Source organism: Kineococcus halophytocola, assembly GCF_041276425.1.
GTDB classification, from domain to species: Bacteria; Actinomycetota; Actinomycetes; order Actinomycetales; family Kineococcaceae; genus Kineococcus; species Kineococcus halophytocola.
In genome coordinates, this window is record NZ_JBGFTU010000026.1 from 33,130 (window position 1) to 52,422 (window position 19,293).

The 19,293-nt window shown below is 76.0% G+C and carries 14 protein-coding genes; all 14 read right to left on the reverse strand.

Annotation, left to right across the window (positions count from 1 at the left end; genetic code table 11):
- Window positions 1-20: 20 nt before the first annotated feature.
- Window positions 21-1,922 (reverse strand): YcaO-like family protein, encoded by a 1,902-nt coding sequence (locus tag AB2L27_RS18155; protein ID WP_370442901.1) that lies wholly within the window; start codon window positions 1,920-1,922, stop codon window positions 21-23.
- Window positions 1,923-1,926: 4 nt separating this feature from the next.
- Entirely contained in the window at window positions 1,927-2,079 is a 153-nt protein-coding gene (locus tag AB2L27_RS18160) for a hypothetical protein (RefSeq protein WP_370442902.1), read from the reverse strand.
- 362 nt (window positions 2,080-2,441) lie between these two features.
- Complete coding sequence (locus AB2L27_RS18165) at window positions 2,442-4,256, reverse strand: YcaO-like family protein (RefSeq protein WP_370442903.1); 1,815 nt, start codon at window positions 4,254-4,256, stop codon at window positions 2,442-2,444.
- A complete protein-coding gene (locus AB2L27_RS18170) occupies window positions 4,253-6,190 on the reverse strand; it encodes a hypothetical protein (RefSeq protein ID WP_370442904.1) in 1,938 nt (645 codons plus the stop codon). Before AB2L27_RS18170 ends, AB2L27_RS18165 begins: the two co-directional genes overlap by 4 nt.
- Before the next feature lie 6 nt (window positions 6,191-6,196).
- Window positions 6,197-7,435, reverse strand: coding sequence for a M20/M25/M40 family metallo-hydrolase (locus AB2L27_RS18175; RefSeq protein WP_370442905.1), 1,239 nt, complete (start codon window positions 7,433-7,435; stop codon window positions 6,197-6,199).
- Window positions 7,432-8,520, reverse strand: a complete 1,089-nt coding sequence (locus AB2L27_RS18180) for an LLM class flavin-dependent oxidoreductase (RefSeq protein WP_370442906.1) — start codon at window positions 8,518-8,520, stop codon at window positions 7,432-7,434. The genes AB2L27_RS18175 and AB2L27_RS18180 overlap by 4 nt, the downstream gene beginning before the upstream one ends.
- 41 nt (window positions 8,521-8,561) lie before the next feature.
- A complete protein-coding gene (locus AB2L27_RS18185; protein ID WP_370442907.1) occupies window positions 8,562-10,304 on the reverse strand; it encodes a YcaO-like family protein in 1,743 nt (580 codons plus the stop codon).
- Entirely contained in the window at window positions 10,295-11,101 is an 807-nt protein-coding gene (locus AB2L27_RS18190) for an ABC transporter permease (RefSeq protein ID WP_370442908.1), read from the reverse strand. The genes AB2L27_RS18185 and AB2L27_RS18190 overlap by 10 nt, the downstream gene beginning before the upstream one ends.
- Window positions 11,094-13,148, reverse strand: a complete 2,055-nt coding sequence (locus AB2L27_RS18195) for an ATP-binding cassette domain-containing protein (protein ID WP_370442909.1) — start codon at window positions 13,146-13,148, stop codon at window positions 11,094-11,096. The genes AB2L27_RS18190 and AB2L27_RS18195 overlap by 8 nt, the downstream gene beginning before the upstream one ends.
- 32 nt (window positions 13,149-13,180) lie before the next feature.
- Window positions 13,181-14,239, reverse strand: coding sequence for a lantibiotic dehydratase C-terminal domain-containing protein (locus AB2L27_RS18200; protein WP_370442910.1), 1,059 nt, complete (start codon window positions 14,237-14,239; stop codon window positions 13,181-13,183).
- Window positions 14,236-16,890: a lantibiotic dehydratase gene (locus tag AB2L27_RS18205; RefSeq protein WP_370442911.1), complete on the reverse strand. Its 2,655-nt coding sequence runs from the start codon at window positions 16,888-16,890 to the stop codon at window positions 14,236-14,238. The genes AB2L27_RS18200 and AB2L27_RS18205 overlap by 4 nt, the downstream gene beginning before the upstream one ends.
- Window positions 16,878-18,350, reverse strand: coding sequence for a nitroreductase family protein (locus tag AB2L27_RS18210; protein WP_370442912.1), 1,473 nt, complete (start codon window positions 18,348-18,350; stop codon window positions 16,878-16,880). Before AB2L27_RS18210 ends, AB2L27_RS18205 begins: the two co-directional genes overlap by 13 nt.
- 143 nt (window positions 18,351-18,493) lie before the next feature.
- Entirely contained in the window at window positions 18,494-18,640 is a 147-nt protein-coding gene (locus tag AB2L27_RS18215; protein ID WP_366171403.1) for a thiazolylpeptide-type bacteriocin, read from the reverse strand.
- A gap of 98 nt (window positions 18,641-18,738) precedes the next feature.
- Complete coding sequence (locus AB2L27_RS18220; protein ID WP_370442913.1) at window positions 18,739-19,023, reverse strand: hypothetical protein; 285 nt, start codon at window positions 19,021-19,023, stop codon at window positions 18,739-18,741.
- Window positions 19,024-19,293 lie beyond the last annotated feature (270 nt).

Genomic DNA, 19,293 nt, shown 5'->3' on the forward strand with positions numbered 1-19,293 from the left:
CGCCGCGGGGCGGGGACGCGTCAGCACGGCAGGTCCCAGCCACCGGCCGCGTCCGCCGGACGGTGCCAGGGCAGCAGGCCCGGGGCGAGGACGCGCGCGGCCGGCACCCCGGTCTCGGCCAGTGTGAGGTCCTCGACGAGCACCGGGACCCCGGCGGCGTCGAGCCGCGCCAGCACCTCCCCGAGGTCGTGTCCCGCCACGCTCGCCGGGACGTCGTCGACGGGTCGCCCACCCGAGGGGAGGAGCCACGGCAGGTCGGTCAGCGACTGGGCGGCCCACGCGTCCCGACGGGCACCGGCGGCGAGCGCCTGGCCGACCTCGGCGACGGCGCGGCGGACGGCGGACCCCCGGTCCAGCCCCGCGCCGAACCCCAGGACCACGTCGCGGTCCGATCCGTCCGCGCTCACCGCCACGACGACGGGGATCCCGACGGGCCCGGTGAGGTCGAGCAGGTGCAACCGCCGGCCCGCCGTGGCGAGCGAGGCCGCAGCGGCGCCGGCGAGGTCCACGGGCAGCTCGGGACGGCGGGTCCGGGACCACCACCACCGGCCGACGGCGTCCCGCTCGAGGAGTTCGAGCGTGGCCGCCAGGACCGCCCGGGGCAGCGTGGGAGCCACGGCGCACCCGTTGGAGTCCGGGGCGCACGCCACCCGGACGGTGGTGTCGGGGTGGCCGAAGTGGACCGCGGCGGACGGCGTCCACCAGCGGTCGGCCGTGTCCGGGGACGGCCTGGCCCCGCCCGGCCCGCCCACCCAGCGGGTGAGGGCGGTCCAGTCGGTGACGACGGCGAGCGGGAACGGCGGCAGTCCGCTGCCGGGGAAGACGTCGCGGGGCAGCAGGACGCGGTCGGCCGGCAGTTCGTCGCCCGCGCAGTGCCGCGTCGGCCGCCCGGGGTGGAAACCGGTGCTGTAGCGCTCGAGGGCCTCCCCCACCGCGGCGGTGACGGCGGCGGAGGTCGTCGCCCCGCTGCCCGCGGCGGTGACGCGCGTCCACGCGCTCCCCCCGGCGGTGACGGCGGGAACGCAGTGCCGGGTCGTCGCGAGGTGCGTCCCCGCGGGCGTGGTCACGACGACGGGTTCCTCGAACAGCCCGGTGAGCGCGGAGACCAGCACGGGGAGGCGGTCGAGCAGGTCGACGGGACCGGCCGGACGGTCCGCGGGCTCGGCGGAGTGCAGGCAGCTCGCGGGGTGGGCGACGGTCACGAGGTCGTCCACGCCGACCTCCAGGACGCGGTCGCGCCAACGGGCGCGCACCGCCTCCTCCGCGCCTCCCACGGCGAGGACGGCCGCCCGCAGGATCCCGGCCACGGCGTCCACGGTCGCCGCCGCCGCCGGGCCACCCCCGCGGCGCACGCCGGCGACGTTGCGGCGCAGGCGGACCACAAGGCAGTCCTGGCAGCTCGCGGCGTCCAGCGCGGGGCCGAGCCAGCACCGGCGAGCGCCCACCCTCAGCGGGAGGACCACGGTGCCCGGCCGGCGCTCGGCCGCCAGGACGTCCGCCACGACGGGGTCGAGGTGGTCCTCGCAGACGACGACCACCACGTCACCGCCGGCGGTCGCCAGCGACGAGACCGCCCCGCGCAGCCGCTCGGTGAGCCCCAGGTCGGCACCGGCGGCCACCACCCGCACCCGGCCGGGCCGGTCGGGTGCCCGGCGGACCAGGACCCCCACCGCGACGAGGTCGGCGACCGCGTCCACCAGTTCCTGGACGGGGACACCTGCACCGGGGCCGTCGAGCAGGTCGGCGCTCGTCATGCTGCCGCGTGCCAGGAACGCCGACGCCACCCGCGCCGTCACGTCGCCGGCGAGGGTCCGCACGGAGGTGTCGTCGTCCACGACGACGCAGGTCCCCTCACCCCGTCCGCGGACGCGGAAGCGGACCGAGGACGACAGCGCGAGGACGTCCTCCGCGACGGTGGTCACCGGATCACCGGGTGGTGGGGACGGCGAGGCAGAAGAGGCAGAACCCGGCGGCGGCCGCGGGGTCCGCAGCTGCGGTGCGGTGGGACAGGGCCTGGCTGAGGGCTTTCTCGAAGGCTGCGGTGCGGGCGGTGCTGACGGGCTGGATGGCGAGGGACACGACGTCTCCGATCGACGAGGGGCGAACCCGTTCCGGGCCGGACCGGTCGGTGCGACCGCCGGCGGCACCGAGCGTGGCCGAGACCCGTCCTCCACCGGAAGTGACCAGGACAGCGACCGGACGGGGGTCGCGCACCCCCCGGACGTGAAGTTCTCACGACTCCCGGTCCCGCCGTCGACAGGAGGCCCCGCGCGGCTCCACGGTCGAGGGGAACCGGTGCGGATCGCCCGCGCCGGACGCCCCCCAGGAGGAACCGTGCACCACCTGCCAGAGATCGTCCCCGCCGTGATCATCCTCGCGGGTGTCGCCTACGCCGTCGTCGGGAAGGTGCTGAAGTCCCGCTGACCGGATCGGGAGGGCCCTCACGGGAACGGGTGCGGAACGCTGTCCGCCTCCCGCGCCGGCCCTCCCACCTCCGTCGACCGCGCCATCCCGAAGCACCGCTGCCGACCGGCCCCGAAGTCGATCGGCAGCAACCCCGGCACGACGGCCCGTGCGGTCCGCACCCCCAGCCGTTCCTGCAGCCGGGTCGTCTGGTCGACGACCGCGACGGCCATCCCCTGCTCGGCGAACCGGCCGACGAGACGGTCGAGGTTCCCGGCGAGGTCCAGGCTCGTGACGTCCCAGCCGAGCCGGTCGCGGTCGGCGTCGACCGCGACCCGCCACGAGGTCCGCGTCCCGCCGTCGAGGCGGTCCAGCTCGGCCACCATCCGGGGCAGGCAGTACAGGTCGGCGTGGTCCGCCAGCCGCCGCACGAGCGAGTGGTCCTCGGCCATCGCCTCGAGTTCGGCCCGCCGTGCCGTGCGACGCGTGGCGATCGTGGGGGCGTCGGAGGCGACCTCGGCGAGGGCGGCCCGGGCCGCGGACGTGGTGTCGAACGCGGCCCCCGCCCCCACGCAGGCTCCCCCGCCCCCGCCCAGGTCGGTCGCGACCGCGACGACGACGACCGGGCCGAACCCGGTCGGGACCTCGAAGAACCGCACACGGAAACCCAGGAACTCCATGCGGCGCAGCAGGTGCTGCACCGGCGCGGGGGTCGCCGCGTCCGGTCGGAGTTCCACAGCTCCGGCACTGCCGAAGAACGCCCGCAGGAACGCGTCGCGTTCGAGGAGTTCCAGCACGCCGTGCAGCGCGGCCTCCGCGAGGCTCGCCCCGGAGGCGCACCCGCTGGAGCACTCCTCGACGAACCGCTCGCCGGGGGCGGCCGCGTCGTGCAGGGCGAGGGCGCGGTGCACCCAGACCGGACGCGGCGCACCACCGGCCACCAGTCGCCGGCCGCGGACCCACGTCGTGGGGGCCGTCGGGTCCCAGCGCGGAACCTGCGGGTGCGCCCGGTGGAACTCCTCGGAGTACAGCCCGCACGCGGCCGGGTCGACGGCCTCGGCGCCGGCGGCGGCCAACTCCGCCAGGGAGGCGGTCCGCAGGTCCGCGCGACCGTCCGGGTCCGCCGGGGCGAGCCGTTCCAGGCCCTCCAGCAGACCGGCGGTCCGGCTGGCCCGCACCGAGGTCGCGTGCCCGCCCCAGTGCACCTGACGGCCGCCGCCGGTGCGGGGCACGACCGACTCCCCGTAGGTCACGACGGTCCCGGGCAGGTCCCAGCGGACCCCCTGCAGGGGGCCGAGGACACCGAGACCGCTCTCCGACAGGGCGGACTCCTGCGCCGTCACGTGGGCCATGTCGCGCTCCCGTCCGACCCCGCGGGACCGGACCACCGGGGCACCCGGGTCGAGGTCGGCGAGCCCGTCCGGCACCGAGCGGCCGGTGCCCGTCAGGAGGTCCACGGTCCGGGTGACGGGGCGCCCCGTGCGCCGCACCACGATGAGTGCGGCCAGGACCGCCGGGACCAGGCGCGCCAACCGGGCCGCGGGTCCCGGATCGTCGGCCCGCGCACCACCGACCGCGGACGTCGCCTCGAGCGGTCCCGCCGCCACCCACCGCGCGTGCAGCGCCCGGTGCGCGGTCAGCGGTCCGACCGGGGTCCCGGCGGGCAGGACGCGGACGACGGCGCCGCGCCCCCCGGCGACCCAGACGACGACGGGCCGCCCGGCCACGGCCGGGCCGGCCTCGACGACCGCCCCGTCGCCCCAGCCACCGACGACGACCGCCGCCAGCCCCGCCCGGTCCAGGAGGCCGGTCAGACCCGGCGCCTCCCGGACGGCCGCCGCAGCGCTGGTCACCGCGGTGCCCGGCGCGTTGCCCGCGCCACGTGCAGCCCGAGGTGGGTGAAGGCCCCCGGGGTGACGTCCTCCACGTCGACGGGCAAGTCCCGTCGAGACCCCGTCGTCGGCGTGGGCGCCACGGCGGACCACCGCACCCGGCCCAGCACGTCGGCGAGTTCGTCGGTGGTCCCGTCGGTGGGGTCCTGCTCCGACGGCGCCTGCGCGAGCTGGACGGCTCCGAGCAGCACCGTGAGAGCCTGCGCCAGAGCACGTCCTGGGCTCGGCGCCGTCGCGGCCACGGTCCGGCCGTCCACCCGCGCCACGACCGTGCGCAGGATCCGCCCGTCTGGGCCGGAGGAGAGGTCCCAGGTGAGGTCGACGAGCGCGGTGGCCACCTCCTCGCGGCCGAACCCCGAGGTCGTGAGGGAGTCCAGCAGGAACTCCACGGCGGCCGCGTCGTCCACCCCGGCCGCGTCGTCGGCGGGGTCGACCACGTCGACCAGACGGGTCTCGCCCAGGACGAGCGCGCGGACCGACTCCCGCGTCGCGAGGGCCTCGACGGCGCGGTGCGCGGCCTCCTCGGCGTTCCCGCCGGCCCCGAGCACGGGATCGGTGAGCGCGGGCCCCGACGCGTCCGCGGGGATCCCGGCGACGCCGGGGACGACGGCCGCGCCGAGCAGCGCCTCCCACCGGGCGTCGGCCAGGGTGTGCAGGTGGGCGGCGTCGACGACGACGTCCGGGCGACCCAGCCTCCGGACCCGTAGCCGCGACACCTTCAGGGGGACCTGCACGAGGTCCTCGTCCTCGAAGGCGTGGAACACGCCGGCGAGCTCGTCCACGCCGGCCGCCGCCCGGTCCAGCCGCGTCGCCACGGGCACGGAGGTCCCGGGGGGCCGGCGACCCTCCGGCGCCGGGGCGTTCGGCACGACGGTCGCGGCGGCCACGTCGCCGGACAGGACGTCCTGCACGAGGACCTGCGGCAGGGGGGCGGCCGTGCGGATGCGGGCCAGGGCGCGGAACGCCTCGAACGCGAGCAGGTTCCCCGTCATGGCCGCGAGCGCGCCCACGACCGGGGCACCCGGTGCGACGCCGTCGCCGACGGCGGCCCAGAACCGGGCCGCGTCGTCCGGGTCGGCGTTCGCCGTGAGCCGTTCCACGGCGTCGCGCCACGTGGCCCGGACGGTCGACCCCACGGGTTGGACCGGTCCGGTGACCAGGGCGCCCGCGTGCGCCCAGACGGACAGCAGGGGAACCTCCTGCGCCGCAGCCGAGACGGCGTCGACGAGACGCGGGTCTCCGTCGCCGGGCGCGACGACGACGACGTCGGCCCCCGCGAGCCCCCCACCGGGCCACTCCTGGCGCGAGACCTCCACCGGGACACCGCGCGAGCGCAGGTCCGCGAGCTCGGCGACGACGTCGCTGCCCGGGACCCCGGACGCGGTCGCGTGGACCGTCAGGGTGCGGAACCCGTTGCGCACGAGTCCGAGCACCACCCAGTCGAGGAGTTCGCCGGACCCCACGAGGTGCGCGTGGGCCCGGTCGACGGCCGCGAAACCCCGGCCCCCTAGCGCACCGAAGTGCTGGGCGTAGGAGATCTGCTCGGCGAACTCGCGCAACCGGTCCGGCGGCAGCCCGAGGCTGTCCTCGTCCCGGTCGAGCAGGAACCCGTGCCGACGCAACGTGGTGAGCAGGGCGGGGGCGCGGCGGCGCAGGTCGGGGGCCAGCCCCGCCAGCACCTCCTCCGCGGTGGCGGTGCCGTCGAGGCGGGCGAGGACCGCGTCGACGGCCTCGTACGCACCGTCCGCGGCACCGGTCCCGCGAACCTGGAACCCGCCCCGGGAGTCGTGGACGAGGACGCCCTGCGGCGTGCGAGCGTAGATGACGTCCCCCCGCAGCTGGACGCGGTGCGCGACGGTCGTCGCGGGGGCGGGTTCGTTCGTCGTGGTGGTCACGGAGCATCACCTCGGGGTGTGGGGGTGGTCGAAGACGGAGTGCGACGCGGCGAGCAGGGCCCGGACGCCGGTGCGCAGGGCCGGGATGGGATCGAGGGCGAAGGCGGCGGTGTGGGCGGCTCCCAGCCGGGCTTCGACGCAGGGCGCGCCGCAGGCGAGGGCTTCCACCCACCGGGCCTCCTCGACGCCGCCGAAGAGCCAGTACGCCAGGGGGACCCGTCGTCCGCTGCGGGAACGCGCCAGCAGTCCGACGTCCTCGACGGCCCCCAGCGGCGGTACGCGGGTGACCCCGAGGCCGGCGGTGCGCTGGGCGTCCTCGAGGCGGTCGGTGAGCGGGCCGTCGGCGTGCACGGCGGGCACGGACGTCCACACCACGTGCGCCGTCGCCCCGTCGAGCGTGGACGCCAGCGAGCGGGCGCGCGCGGTGGTGCGGACGGTGATCCGGTCGCGGGCCGCCTCGTCGTCGGCGCGGACGGACAGTTCGAGGACGGCGTGGGTGGGCACGACGTTGGCCGCGGTCCCCACCTCCGACCGCCCGGCGCGGACGGTCCCGTCCCCGGCGGCGCAGCCGGGCAGGGCCAGGACGAGTTCGGCGAGCAGGGTTCCCACGTCGGGTCCCCGCGTGGTGCCGGGGTGCCCCCCGGGGCCGCGGAACTCCACGCGCCCCCGGGCACCGGCCGCGGTGGCCCGGGGGTGCGGTCCGGACGGGCCGGGAGCGGCGTGCGCGACGGTCCCGGCGGGCAGGGTGGCGGCGTGCTGGGCGAGGACGACGTCGGGTTCTCCCACGAGTTCGAGAAGTCCGGCATCGAGCACGGCCCGGGCCCCGGTGAGGAGTTCCTCGGCGGGTTGCGCGAGCACCGCGAGGGTTCCGCACCAGCGGTCGGTGCGCCCGGCGAGGACGTGGGCGGTCCCGACCAGGGCGGCGAGGTTCAGGTCGTGGCCGCAGGCGTGGTGCGCCCCGGTGGTGCCGTCCGGACCGGCGACGGCGAGCGCGTCGAGTTCCGCCCGCAGCAGGACGGTGGGGCCGGACCCGTTGCGCAGCAGGCCGACCACACCGGTTCCCCCCAGTCCCTCGTGCACCGCGCACCCGGCTCCGGACAACGCGGCGGCGGTGCGGGCGGCGGTGCGCACCTCGCGACCACCCGTCTCGGGGTCGGCGTGGACCTGCGACCACCAGCCCGGCAGCCAGTCCAGGGGGCCGGTCGGCGGGGCAGCGGGGGCCGGGGGCGCAGGCGCGGTGCTCACACCGGCACCGGGGTGCGGTCGTACTGCGGGAGGCGCGGCAGGACGTCGTCGACGAGCCGACCGAGGCTGCCTGTCATCGAGGCGAGGTCCTGACCGCCGAAGTCGACCTGCCACAGGAACACGTCGACGTCGAGGTCGCCCTGGAGCGCCTCGATCCGCTCCGCGACGCGTTCCGGTCCGCCGACGACGGCCGTCCCGTCGGTGCGCAGGTCGACGTCCCCCATGGTCCGGGCGTGCTCGGCCATCTGCTCGTAGCCCGGGTAGTCCGCGCACGCCTCCTGCGGCCACGACGAGATCGCCGAGCGCCAGACGTCGAGGTACCGGCGGTGGTGACCCGTGGCCTCGGCGAAGGCCGAGCGGTCGTCGCGACCGACGTACAGCGGTAGGCTGAGGGCCACCCGCGGCGGGGTCGCCCCGCCGTGGACGCGGGCGTGCTCGGCGCGGTAGAGAGCGACCATCTGCCGGGTCAGCGGGTAGTCACGGGCCAGCGGCGGCACCGACATCATCAGACCGATGTCGTTGCGGGCCAGCCACTGGAAGCTCTCCGGCGACCGGACCGCGGCTCCCCACAGCGGCGGCGGGTCCTGCACCGGCGCCGGGAAGGAGACCGCGTCGGTGTAGGAGAAGAACGGGGTGTCCTCGCTCACGGGACGACCGGTCCAGAGGCGGCGGACGGCCTCGACGGTGGCCACGTACCGGGCCCGGCTCTCCCCCATCGGAACCCCGAACGTCTCGAACTCGTACGGCAGCCACGCCCGGCCGAGGCCGAGATCGAGGCGGCCGCCGCTGAGGACGTCGACCATGGCGGCGGTGGCCGCGAGCTGGACGGGGTGGTGGAACGCGGGGATGGCCGCACCCGTCATGAGCCGGATCGATGTCGTCCGGGCCGCCACGGCCGTGAGGAAGGTGAGCGGACTGGGGCAGTACCCGCCGTAGGGGTGCAGGTAGTGCTCGGTCATCTTCACGTGGCTCATCCCCCACACGTCGGCCTGGCGGGCCAGGGTGAGGACGTCGCGGTAGTACTCCGACGCCGAACGCTCCTGCGGAGCGCAGTCGGGCAGCAACGAGATGCCGTGCAGGGCCATGAGAACGCCTTTCGATCGGGTCGGGCTCGGGGGACGGACGGTCAGGGGAACGGGTGCGGGACGAGTCGCCGGTGGCTGGCGGGGGGCCGGGGCAACCGGACGGGGCTCGCGGTGGGGTGCGCGGTGGCGAGCCGGGGGGACGTCAGCGCCCGCTGCCGGTGCCAGCCGAAGTCGATGGGGATCAGTCCGGGCACGACAGCACGCACGGTCCGCAGACCCCACTGCGCCTGCTCGTCGGTGGTCTGGTCCACGACCCAGGGTTCGAACCCGGCGGTCACCAGCCCGGTGACGACGTGCCGCAGGGCCCCGGGGACGTCCCCGTCGTGGCGGGCGGGCCCGAACAGGTGCTGCAGGGGGTACCGGCGCCGCCGGGTCAGCAATCCCCGCACGTGCCGGGCGAAACCCGGCGACCCCGCCAGGACGGAGTGGTCGGACAGCGTGCGCACGGCGGACGCGTCGGCCGCCAGGCGTTCCAGGCGCACCGGGTCGGCCGCGCACTCCTCGGCGAGGACGGGGCTGCGGGCCGTGATCTCCGAGACCGCCGACCGCAGGGCCGCGAGCGGGTCCAGGCTGGCGGCGGCCGCGACGTTGAACGCGCCGGGACCGCCGTCGTGGCGTTCGGTGGTGCAGACGACGACGGGGAACGGCAGGTCGACACGGCCGTCGAAGGCGCGGACCTCGAACCCGAGGAACTCCGCCCGCCGCACCGTGTGCCGCAGGGTCGTGTCCGCGACGGTCGACAGGTCGACCTCGGGCAGGTCCAGCCCCCGGTACCAGCTGAGGAGGAACGCGTCGCGTTCGACGAGTTCGAGGAGAGCGTGCAGCGCAGCCTCGTCCTCACCCGTCCCGGACGCGCAGCCGCTGGAACTCTCCTGCACGAAACCCGGGTGGGCATCGGGGGCGTGGTAGTGCGCGAGCTGCTTGGGGATCCACCGCTCCCGTCCGGTGACGAGCGAACGGGCAGGGACCCACGCGACGACGGCGTCCTCGGGGAGTGCCGGCAGGCCCTCCTCGGTGCGGAACCGCGCGCCGGGGACGACCGTGACCCCGAGCGCGGTGACGTCGAGGGCCTGGCGGCCGAGGGCCCGCAGGGAGGAGTGGCGGACGCGGCCCCCGTGCCGGACGTCGGTACCGGCGTGGCGTTCCAGCCCTTCGAGCAACCCCGTCAGGCGGCTGGCCCGGACGGTCGCCCCCTGCCCGCCCCAGGTGATCTCGACGGGTCCGCGGGCGCCGACGGCGGGGAACGCGCCCCCCGCCGGGACGGCGGTGGGGGACGTCACGTCGGTCCCCCACCGCCGGCCCAGCAGTCCGAGCTCGGTGTTCACGAGGGCCGTGGACGGCAACCCCACGTCCTGTGGGCCGCGGGTCCGGTACCCGCGCACCGGTTGCCGCGGCCCGGAGCCCGGGGCGGGGGCGGGGAACGGGGCGCACCCGGAGCACCCCGGGACGGGCAGCAGGTGCACCGTGCGGGGCCGCGGGTCGCCGTCCTCGAGGACGACGACGACGGCGGTGCCGGGACGGGGGCGGACGGTCCGCAGCAGGTCGGCGACGAGCGGGGCCGAACCGACGGGCGGGGACCCCGGACGCGGTCCCGCGCCGGCGGACGGGAGGTGCGTCCCCGACCAGCGCACCACCAGGCAGCGGCCGCACCCCGCGCCCTCGGCAAACGGACCGACGAGCGTGCGGTCCCCGGTGCGGAACACCCGGCCGGCCGGGTCCACGGCCTCGGGGTCGAGTCCGGGGTCCAGGAGCACGACGCGGTCCGCCGGGGCGGTCAGCGCCACCGGAGGGCCTTCGCCGCCAGTCCCAGCAGGACCACCGCGAACCCGGTGAGGACGGCGGTGCAGACGAGGACCGAGTGCCAGGACCCTGTTCCGGCGAGCGTGGCGGACAGGCCCTCGGACAGGTAGCGCAGCGGCAGCACGGTCGAGACGCCGTGGATCCAGCCGACGACGGCCGGCAGCGGGAAGAACACCCCGGAGAAGAACGCCATCGGCACGAGCGCCGCGTTGGCGATGCCACCCACGACGTCGGGCGTCTTGGCCACGGACGACACGAGGCAGCCGAGCGCGAAGAACGCGGCGGTCCCGGCGGCGACGACGGGGACCGCGGCCCACCACCGGACCGAGAGGTGGAACCCGAAGGGCGGCAACGAGACCACGGCGACGCTGACGACCGTCTGGGCCAGGGACACGGCGAGCGCGACGAGGTAGCGGGACAGCAGCACCTCGAGCCGGGACGTCGGGGTCAGCTTCAGCAGGAGCAGCAACCGGCTGGCCCGCCACTGCACGAGCGTGTAGCCAACGCCGAAGATGGCGCCGTTCGCCATGCCGTAGGCCAGGATCCCCGGTGCGACGTAGTCGGAGTACGGCTGCCCGTTCGGAAGGTGCTGGCCGGAGTAGATGAACTCGAACGCCAGGAGCACCACGAGCGGGAAGGCGAAGTTGAAGAACAGGGCGAAGCGGTTGCGGACCGCGTCCTTGGCCGCCGCCGCGCTGAGCGCGGCGATGCGCCGGCGCCGGGCGCCCGGGCGGGGACCCCCCCTCGCCGTCAGCGGGGCGGTCGTCGTCAGCTCACTCATCGTCCATCACCTTTCCGGTCAACCTCAGGTACACGTCCTCCAGCCGGGGCGAACGGGTCTCGACCCCGCCCAACCCCACGGCCGCCTCGATGGCCGTCAGCGCCTCCCCGAGGTGGGTGGGCCGCAGCCGCACGCGTTCCCCGACGAGTTCCGCGTCCGCCCCGGGGACCAGCTCGTGGGCCCGGGTCAGCGACGCCTTCATCACGGGGACGAACACCTCGGTCGCACCGCCCTCGCGGGCGATGAGGTCCGACGGGCGGTCGACCGCGACGATCCGGCCCTCGTCGACGATCGCGACCCGGTCGCAGAGCTCCTCCGCCTCGCTGAGGTGGTGGGTCGTGTAGACGACAGTCGTCCCGTCCCCGCGCAGGGTCGCCAGCAGGTCCAGCAGGCGCCGGCGCGCGTCGGGGTCCAGCGCCGCGGTCGGTTCGTCGAGGAACAGCACGCGGGGGTGGTGCAGTACGGCCGCCGCGATGGCCACCCGCTGCCGCTGCCCCCCGGACAACTGGTCGACCCGGCGGTCCCAGGCCGCCGTCAGCGTGACGCGTTCGGCCGCCTCGCGAGCCAGGGCGGGATCTGCCTCCTGCAGGGCGGCCATGGTCGAGAGGTGTTCCCCCACGGTCAGCTTGGCGAAGAACGCGGGGGTCTGCGTCTGCATGCCGATGGACCGCAGGAACTGCCCCTCCCGCCGCGCCGGGTCGTACCCGAGGACCCGTACGGTCCCGGAGGTGGCGGTCGCCAGACCCGTCAGGGTTTCGACGAGGGTGGTCTTGCCGGCACCGTTGGGACCGAGGAGACCGAAGAACTCCCCCTGGCCGACGTCGAACGAGACCCCGTCGAGGGCCCGCACGGCGGGATACTGCTTGACGACGTCGCGCACCTCGATGGCGAGGGGACGTCCCGACGGTGGCGCGACGGCCACCTCGCCCCGGGCGGCGTGCCCGGGTGCCCAGTTGTGTTCCACGGTGGTCACCGTTCTTCCTCCTCGGGGGGCGGGTCGGGTGCCCACGGCGGGCACCGGACGGGTGGTGCGGCCGGAGTGACCGGCCGCGGTGAGCAGCAGGCCCGCGAGGCCCACCGCCAGGGCGGGAACCCCGCCGGGCAGGGCAACGGCGGTCTCCCGCAGCAGGAGCAGGGCGGCGGCGCACCCGGCGACCGCGAGCCCCAGGAGCGCGGCCCGGGTCGCGGGACGCCGCACGGGGCGGGTCCAGCGGGGGCGGGCCGACAGGCCCAGGGCCGCCAGCACAGCGCGGTGGCCGTCCAACCCCGGGAGCACGAGCAGGTTCCCCGCGGTGGCGACCGTGCCGAGCAGGAACGACTGCGCCACCAGGTCGCCGTGCCACCCCGCGTGCCAGACGAAGCCGACGACCGCCGTGAGGACGAGGTCGGCTGCGGGACCGGCCAGCGCGACGACGACGCGGCGCCACCGCCGGGGCAGCAGGTCGAGGCTGGACGTCCGGCACTCCAGGGCGAACGTGCGCCCGTCCCAGTGGGCGCGGATCCCGCGGACCTGGGCGCCGACGGCCGAGGCGGCCGCCGCGTGCGCCAGTTCGTGCAGGAGGCCCCGGGGCAGCAGGAGCAGCGCCGCGAGGACGGTGGCGACCCAGTCGGTGGGCCGTCCGGCCGCCGCGTCCCGCACCCCCGTCCAGGAGAGGACGACGACCCCGAGGGCGGTGGCGACGAGCGAGCCGGTGCCCGTGGCGAGGACCACCCGTACCCAGCCCCGGACGGCCGAGGCGGGTTCCCCGCGCAGGGGCCGTGTCGCCCTCCGGGGCGCGTCCTCCACGGGGGTGAGCCACCGGACCCGGCCGCGGGCGGCGAGGGAGTCGAAGAACCGTTCCGCCTGGCCGGTCGTGACGGGTGTCCCCGCCCGGGTGGCCGCGTGGGCGATCTCCTCGACGTCGCGGCGGCCGTCGCTGCGGGCCAGGAGCGCGAACTGGGCGTCGTTGAGCCGCACGACGGTGTCCTGACCGGTCTCGCCGAGCAGCCGCGTCCAGCGGTCCCCGTCGAAGCTGCGGGCCCCGACGACGGTCCGGCGGGTCAGCACGGGACGCCGACCGGGGACCGGCGCCGGGCCGGTCATCCCGGACCGCCGGCGAACGCTGTGCGCAGCAGCCGCGTCAGGTAGACCTCGTCGGAGATCAGCACGTGCAACCGGTTGTTCGTCATGTGCACGTAGGAGAAGAGCAGCCGTTCCAGGCTGTCGCGGGCGTCAGGGCGGACGCTCCCCTCGTGGTCGACGAACTCCAGCTCGCCGCGCCCGGCGGCCTCCCGCACCCGACCTTCGAGGTCGCGGCAGTGCCGCGCCCAGACCAGGGGAACCGAGTCCTCCTCGTCGTCGGCGCCGGTGCCCTCGGGGACCCGTCCGGCGGCGCGGTCGACGAGGTCGTCGGCCGCGCGCAGGATGCGCCCGACCTCCTGCCCCGACGTCCCTGCGGGTGTGGCCATGTCCAGTCCCTCGAGGTAGTCCGTCCCGTGGAAGGAGTGCCGCCAGTGCTCCTCGTAGGCGTCGAGGAACTCCCGCTGGTCGTCGGGATCGGGCAGGAACGTGCGGACGAGGACGGTCGTCAGCAACGCGGCCGTCGCCAGCAGGTGCGTCCGGCGCTGCAGCCGGCGCTGGCGCGCGAGGCGCAGGCACAGGTCGCTGGACACCCCGAAGTGCTCCTCGCTGAGGATCATCCCGACCGGTCCGCCGTACCGGCCGAACTCGGGCTCGTAGGGCCAGTCGACGGCGGTGTTGTTCTGCCGAAGCACCATCTGGCCCGACGCGTCGACCGACCGCTCGCGTTCCTCGGGGCTGAACTCCAGGCGGAACAGGACGTCGTAGCTCTGCTGGACGAACTCCTTCTCGTTGACCGCGTAGAGCGCGGGCCGGTCCCCCAGGAACCGGGCGACGTGCTCGTCGCGCAGGGCGGCGACGCGGTCGGCCACGTCCGGGGACCGGGGCAGCAGGCGGACTCGCACGTGCGGGCCCTCGAGCCAGTAGTTGATGAAGAAGAAGCCGCCCAGCAGGTCCTGATCGCGCAGTTCGGCCACCAGGGGGGCCAGGCAGCGCGCGAGGAACGGCTGGGGGTGGCTGGCGTAGAACACGTGGGTGGACAGCCACTCCCGCGTCAGGGGTTCGGCGGTGGTGGTCACGGGGTCTCCTGTCGGGTGAGTTCCACGACCAGCTCGCGGGTCGGCGTGCCCGGGGCGGGAGCTCCGGGCAGTCGCTCGAAGAACGTGAGGTGGTCACCGGGGGTGCTGCCGGCGCGGAGCGCAGCCCACGTCGACGGGGCGTCGAGGTGGTGGTAGCGGGGTTTCGCCGTGCGCGGTCGTCCGTCCGGCGAGGTCGTGGTGAAACCCTCGGGCGGGATCCCGAGCGATCGCACCCAGGCGCGGTCGGCGGCCCAGTCCGGACCGGCCGCCGGCACCGGAACGGTCCAGGACGCACGGGAGACGACCACGTCACCGACGGCCAGACGCGGACGGCGCACCGTGCCGAACTCGTCGGGTTCGACCGCGACGCCCGCGAACAGGTCGAGGACCGGCGCGGTGGACGGCGCGAACAGCAGCAGCGCCCGGGCCGTGTCCGGCAGCGCCTGCGGCACGAGGTACCCCAGGTAGACGGGCAGGACGGGCCGGTCGAGCCTGCGGGACCGCAGTTCCAGCACGCCCGTGCGGACGTCGTGGCGGACGAGGAGGTCGTCGACGGTCAGGACATGCAGCTCCGCGGGCAGCGCGGGGTCGCCGGGGGTCCGCAGCACGTGCGGGACCAGGGGCGGGTGGACGTTGAGGTTGCTGCGCGCCTCCCCGCCCAGGACCTCCACGGGCAGGGCGCCGGTGCCGTCCGTCGGGCGCAGCTGGTCGCAGAACTCCTTCAGCAGGACCTCGTCGTGGCCCAGCAGGCCGGCGAAGCGCGACCAGCCGAAACCCGGTCCGCCGTAGACCTTGTTGAGGACCCAGCCGGGTCCCTCGTCCGCACCCGTCTGCTGCAGGAAGGCGTTCGCGGTCGCGGTGGCCCGGGTGTCCGGAGGCAGCGCGGCGAGGACGCCCGCCAGGTCCTCGTGGGTCAGGGCGACACCGTGGGCGGGGCGGCCCTGGGCGACCCACGACGTCGTCCGGGCCGCGAGGAGGTCACGCAGCCCGCGGCGAGCCTCGTCGAGGGCGGTGACGGCGGGCAGGCCGAGCCAGTTGGCGTGCGGCGCGTAGGTGCCGTCGGCGTCGAACCGTTCGACCTTCGGGACCCAGCGGACGTACTCGTCGTAGAGGTCCTCGGCGAAGTCCTCGAAGAGGACTTCCACGTCGCCGTGCTCGGCGCCGGCACCGAAGCGGGCGACGAAGAACCCGGCGAGGTGCTGCCGGTGGGGTTCCAGCGGGTCGAGCGCGCGGGCCAGGTCGGCGACGACCGCCAGGTCGGCGCGGGCGGCGGGGGGCAGGACGACCTCGGCGACCTCGGCCACGGGCACCGCCGGGGCCAGGACGTCCTCGTAGAGCACGGTGGCGGGGACGCGTTCCCCGGTGCCGCCGACGGACTCCAGGGTCGTCCGGGCGCTCGAACGCACCTCCTCCTCGGTGCGCGGACGGTCCTGGGCGTCTTCCCCGGCGTACCGGTCGACGAGGACCGCCAGGGCCTCGAGCCGGTCCGCGAGGTCCCTCGCCCACGGCGCCGGCAGACCTCGGACTGCGGCCGCGACCGCGCGGGCGGGGTCGGGTGCGTGCACGGGGATCCGCAGGAGCTCGCACTCGACCACCCCGACGCGGACGAGCGCCCGCAGCGCCTGGAGACGTTCGACGTCGTCCCGGCCCACCCGGTCGGCGAGGGCCGCCAGCAGGTCCCGCACCGGCGTCCCCGTGGGCCCGGCGTCCCGCACGACGGTGAGGACGTCCCGCAGGACCGCGGTGTCGCGCAGCAGCAGCAGACGGTCGCTGTCGAGACCGACCTCGCCGGCACCCGACCCGGGCGGCGCGGTGCGGCGGCGCTGGATCGTCCGCACGAAGTCCTCGTCGCGGCGCACCGACGGCGACAACCGCAGGGGCAGGTCCAGGAACGAGGACTCCTCGTCCGCGACCTGGTCCGCGAGGCGTTGCAGGAAGGCCGTGCTCAACTGGACGCGGCGGACCCGCGCCGGCGCCGCGACCGGTCCGGTGGTGACCGCCGGGACGGCGGAGGCGGCCTCGGTGAACCGGACGGGGGCGACCGTTGTCAACCCGCTGAAGGGGCTGGTCTTCACGGCGGCCCGGCACACGTACTCCTGCAGCGTCCGGTCCAGGCGGGCGGCGTCCTTACGGCTGGTGGTGCCGCCGCGGGCTTCGCGCTGCAGGGCTCGCACCGCGAGGGGGGAGGCCACGCACAGGGCACGGCGCAGTTCCTCGTCCTCGCTCACCGTCCGCACGGCCGAGCGGACGAGCTCCTGCTCGACGGCCAGCGCGTCCGCGGCCGCGGCCGCGGCGATCTCCCGGTCGGCCTCGTCGGCGCGGGCGCGGTCGAGCAGGCGCAGCACCTGCGGGTGGTCCACCGCGAGTGCATCGGCGGCGGCCGGGCCCAGGGGCCGCAGTCGGCCGGCGAAGGCCGACCGGCGCAGGGCGAGCAGGTGACGCCGCACGGCGGGTTCCACGGTCGGCACAACGGTGTGCAGGGCGTCGGCCAGGGCGGCTGCGGACGCGGCCGCCACGACCTCCCACGCCGACGCGGCGTCGGCGGCGGCGGCGGCGCGCGGGGTCCGCAGGAGGGCGAGGACGTCCTCGGGCAGGCCCGCGACGCGCTGCACGCCGTACCGGGCGACGGTCCAGCGGTTCACTGCGACCACCCCCGCAGGTCCTCACCGGTGAAGAGTTCGAAGCGGTAGGAGGCGCCGGGGGCGCGGTCGCGGCCCAGCATCCACAGGATCAACGGGAACTGCCCCGCGGGCAGCCGCAGCAGCTCCGCCAGGGCGACGTTGTTGAACCCCAGGGCCGCCCCCGCGGCGAGACCGCCGCTCGAGGCGGTGACGTAGAACCGTTGCGTCGCAGCCCCGACGGCGGCGTTGGCGCGCCGGTACCCCAGGGTGCCGTCCTGCCGGACGGCCCCGTCCAGGTCGCCGGCGCAGAACACGACGGCCGCCGCCTTCCCGAGGTCGTAGTTCTGCAGGAAGTAGCTCTGCTGCAGCGCGGCCGCGTGGTCGCCCGGAGCGATCGGGGTCATGGCGCCGGTCCCGGGGTCGTAACGGTGGACGCCCGGCGCGAGCCCGTCCACGGCCAGCGCGACGACGTGCAGCGTCAAGGGTGGAGCCGCGAGGTCCTCCGCGGGCGCCCGGCCAGGACGCACCCCGTCCAGCACGGCCCGCAGCTCGGCGACGTCGACGGCGGCACCGCTGAAGCGGCCGAAACTCGTCCGGCGGCGCACGAGGTCAAGGGGCGCTGGCCGTGCCGGGGTGGGCGGTCGCTGCGGCGCCTCGCCCTGCAGGTCGGTCGCCGCGGCGAAGTGCACCGGGCGCCGGGACCACTCGCGATCCCGACGGGACACGACGGCGTCCAGCATCGGGCCGGTGGTGGTGGCGGCGTCTGGCCGCACCAGGGAGAGGTCGACCGCGGTGGCGGCGAAGACGCCCTCCTGGCCCGGGTCCACGCCGAGCAGTCCGGCCACGGCCGCCTCGTCGAGGGCCCAGGTGCGACCGAGGACACCGACCCGGCCCACGGCGGCGTCGTCGAGGGCCGCCAGCTGCGCGCCGTGGTCCATCGTCACGACGTGGTACGTGAACGAGCCGTACTTGTGGGCGTTGCGCCAGAACTTCACCGTCGTCAGCAGCCAGCCGTCGGGAGCCTGGTCGGCGGGGAGGCCGGCAGCGGCGCGGACCACCTCCGCCGCGGGCCCCGCGGACAGCCGCTGCAGGCGGTGGTGCAGCGCCGAGTAGTGGTGGACGCCCGGGATCAGGCCGTCGGCACCGGTGGAGATCCAGTAGTGCACGACCGGGTAGAGCGACCCGCCGGAGGCGGGGACCCGGGACCAGCGCGCCCGGGCGTACTCCCGGGTCCGTTCGGTGTCGGCGTTCGCGTCCGCCTGCAACCGGCGCCCTGTGCGGGCGGCGGCCAGGAACAGCCACTCCCCCAACCGGTCCAGCGGCTGAGAGTTCTCGTGGGGGGCGCGGCGCGGGAGGTCGACGTCGACGGTGGGACCGAAGAACTTCGCCTCCCGGGGGGCGTCGGAGAAGTCGGGGTGGTGGTCGAGCGGCGGCAGCGGCCGGTCCTCGCGGGTCAGCACGGCGCGCACGTAGTCGGAGGTGCGGGACACGACGACTCCCTGCGGTCAGGTGGGCGGAACGGGGTCTCGGGGAGGTCCGTCCCCGGGCGGGTGGGGTCCTGGCGGACTCCCGCCGGTCTGGCCGTCGGTGGGCGCCGCACCGACGGCCGGACCGGCCGGACGTCGTGTCGTCCTCAGGCGCAGCAGCTCGTGCAGCTCGTCGTGCTGCTGCTGCTGCAGGAGGAGGTGTAGGCGTTCTTCATGACCTCGCCGGCCTCGGTGTAGTCGTCGATCTCGAAGGTGTCGAGGTCGAGGTCGGAGGTGCTGGGCTTCTCGCTCACGGTGGTTCCTCTCGTCGGGCCCTGGGCCGCTGGTTCGACGTGCTCACGTCGACAGGACGAGTTTCGCGAGCGGGGTGGTGCCCCCGGTAGAGAGCGGATCAGGACTGCGGCGTGAAGTTCTCACCCGGTCCGGGGGACCTCTTCGGACCGCCCGCGCTGGGCGCTCCGGCGAGGCGGCGCAACCGGTTCCCGGGGGCCCGGTCCCAGCTGTCGCTGCGGCTGACGACGGCCAACCGCACCGCGAGGTGCAGGGCACCGGCGGGGTCGGGCGAGTCGGGCCACCCCGCGAGGTGGACGGCAGCAGAACCGCGCGGCTCGGGGGCGCCCCCCTCCGGTGCGGCGTCGAGGGCGACGAGCAGGCGGGTGGAGGGTGACCGACGCACGCGTCGCCCCGGTCGAAGGGGCGCGCGCCAACGGCGAAGACGTCGCGCCGTGCTGGTCGTCGGCGTGCGGGGCGGTGGCTCGCTGGACCTCGCCGCAGGCGGGCAGCCGCACCCGGCCGCGGTCCTCCTCGACCGCGAGCGGGCTCAGAAGCTGTCCTCAAAGGGTTGAGGGGGCCGAGCGGGTCAACCGCCGCAGCATCACCCGGCTGTAAGCGATCTGCACCATCGCCACCGCCGAGGCCACCGTCCGCTCGTAATCCCGAGCCAGCC

Excerpts from the sequence above, each read along its gene's own strand:
- AB2L27_RS18180 (WP_370442906.1), bottom strand. The coding sequence starts at position 8,520 with ATGGCCCTGCACGGCATCTCGTTGCTGCCCGACTGCGCTCCGCAGGAG.
- AB2L27_RS18190 (WP_370442908.1), bottom strand. The coding sequence starts at position 11,101 with ATGAGTGAGCTGACGACGACCGCCCCGCTGACGGCGAGGGGGGGTCCC.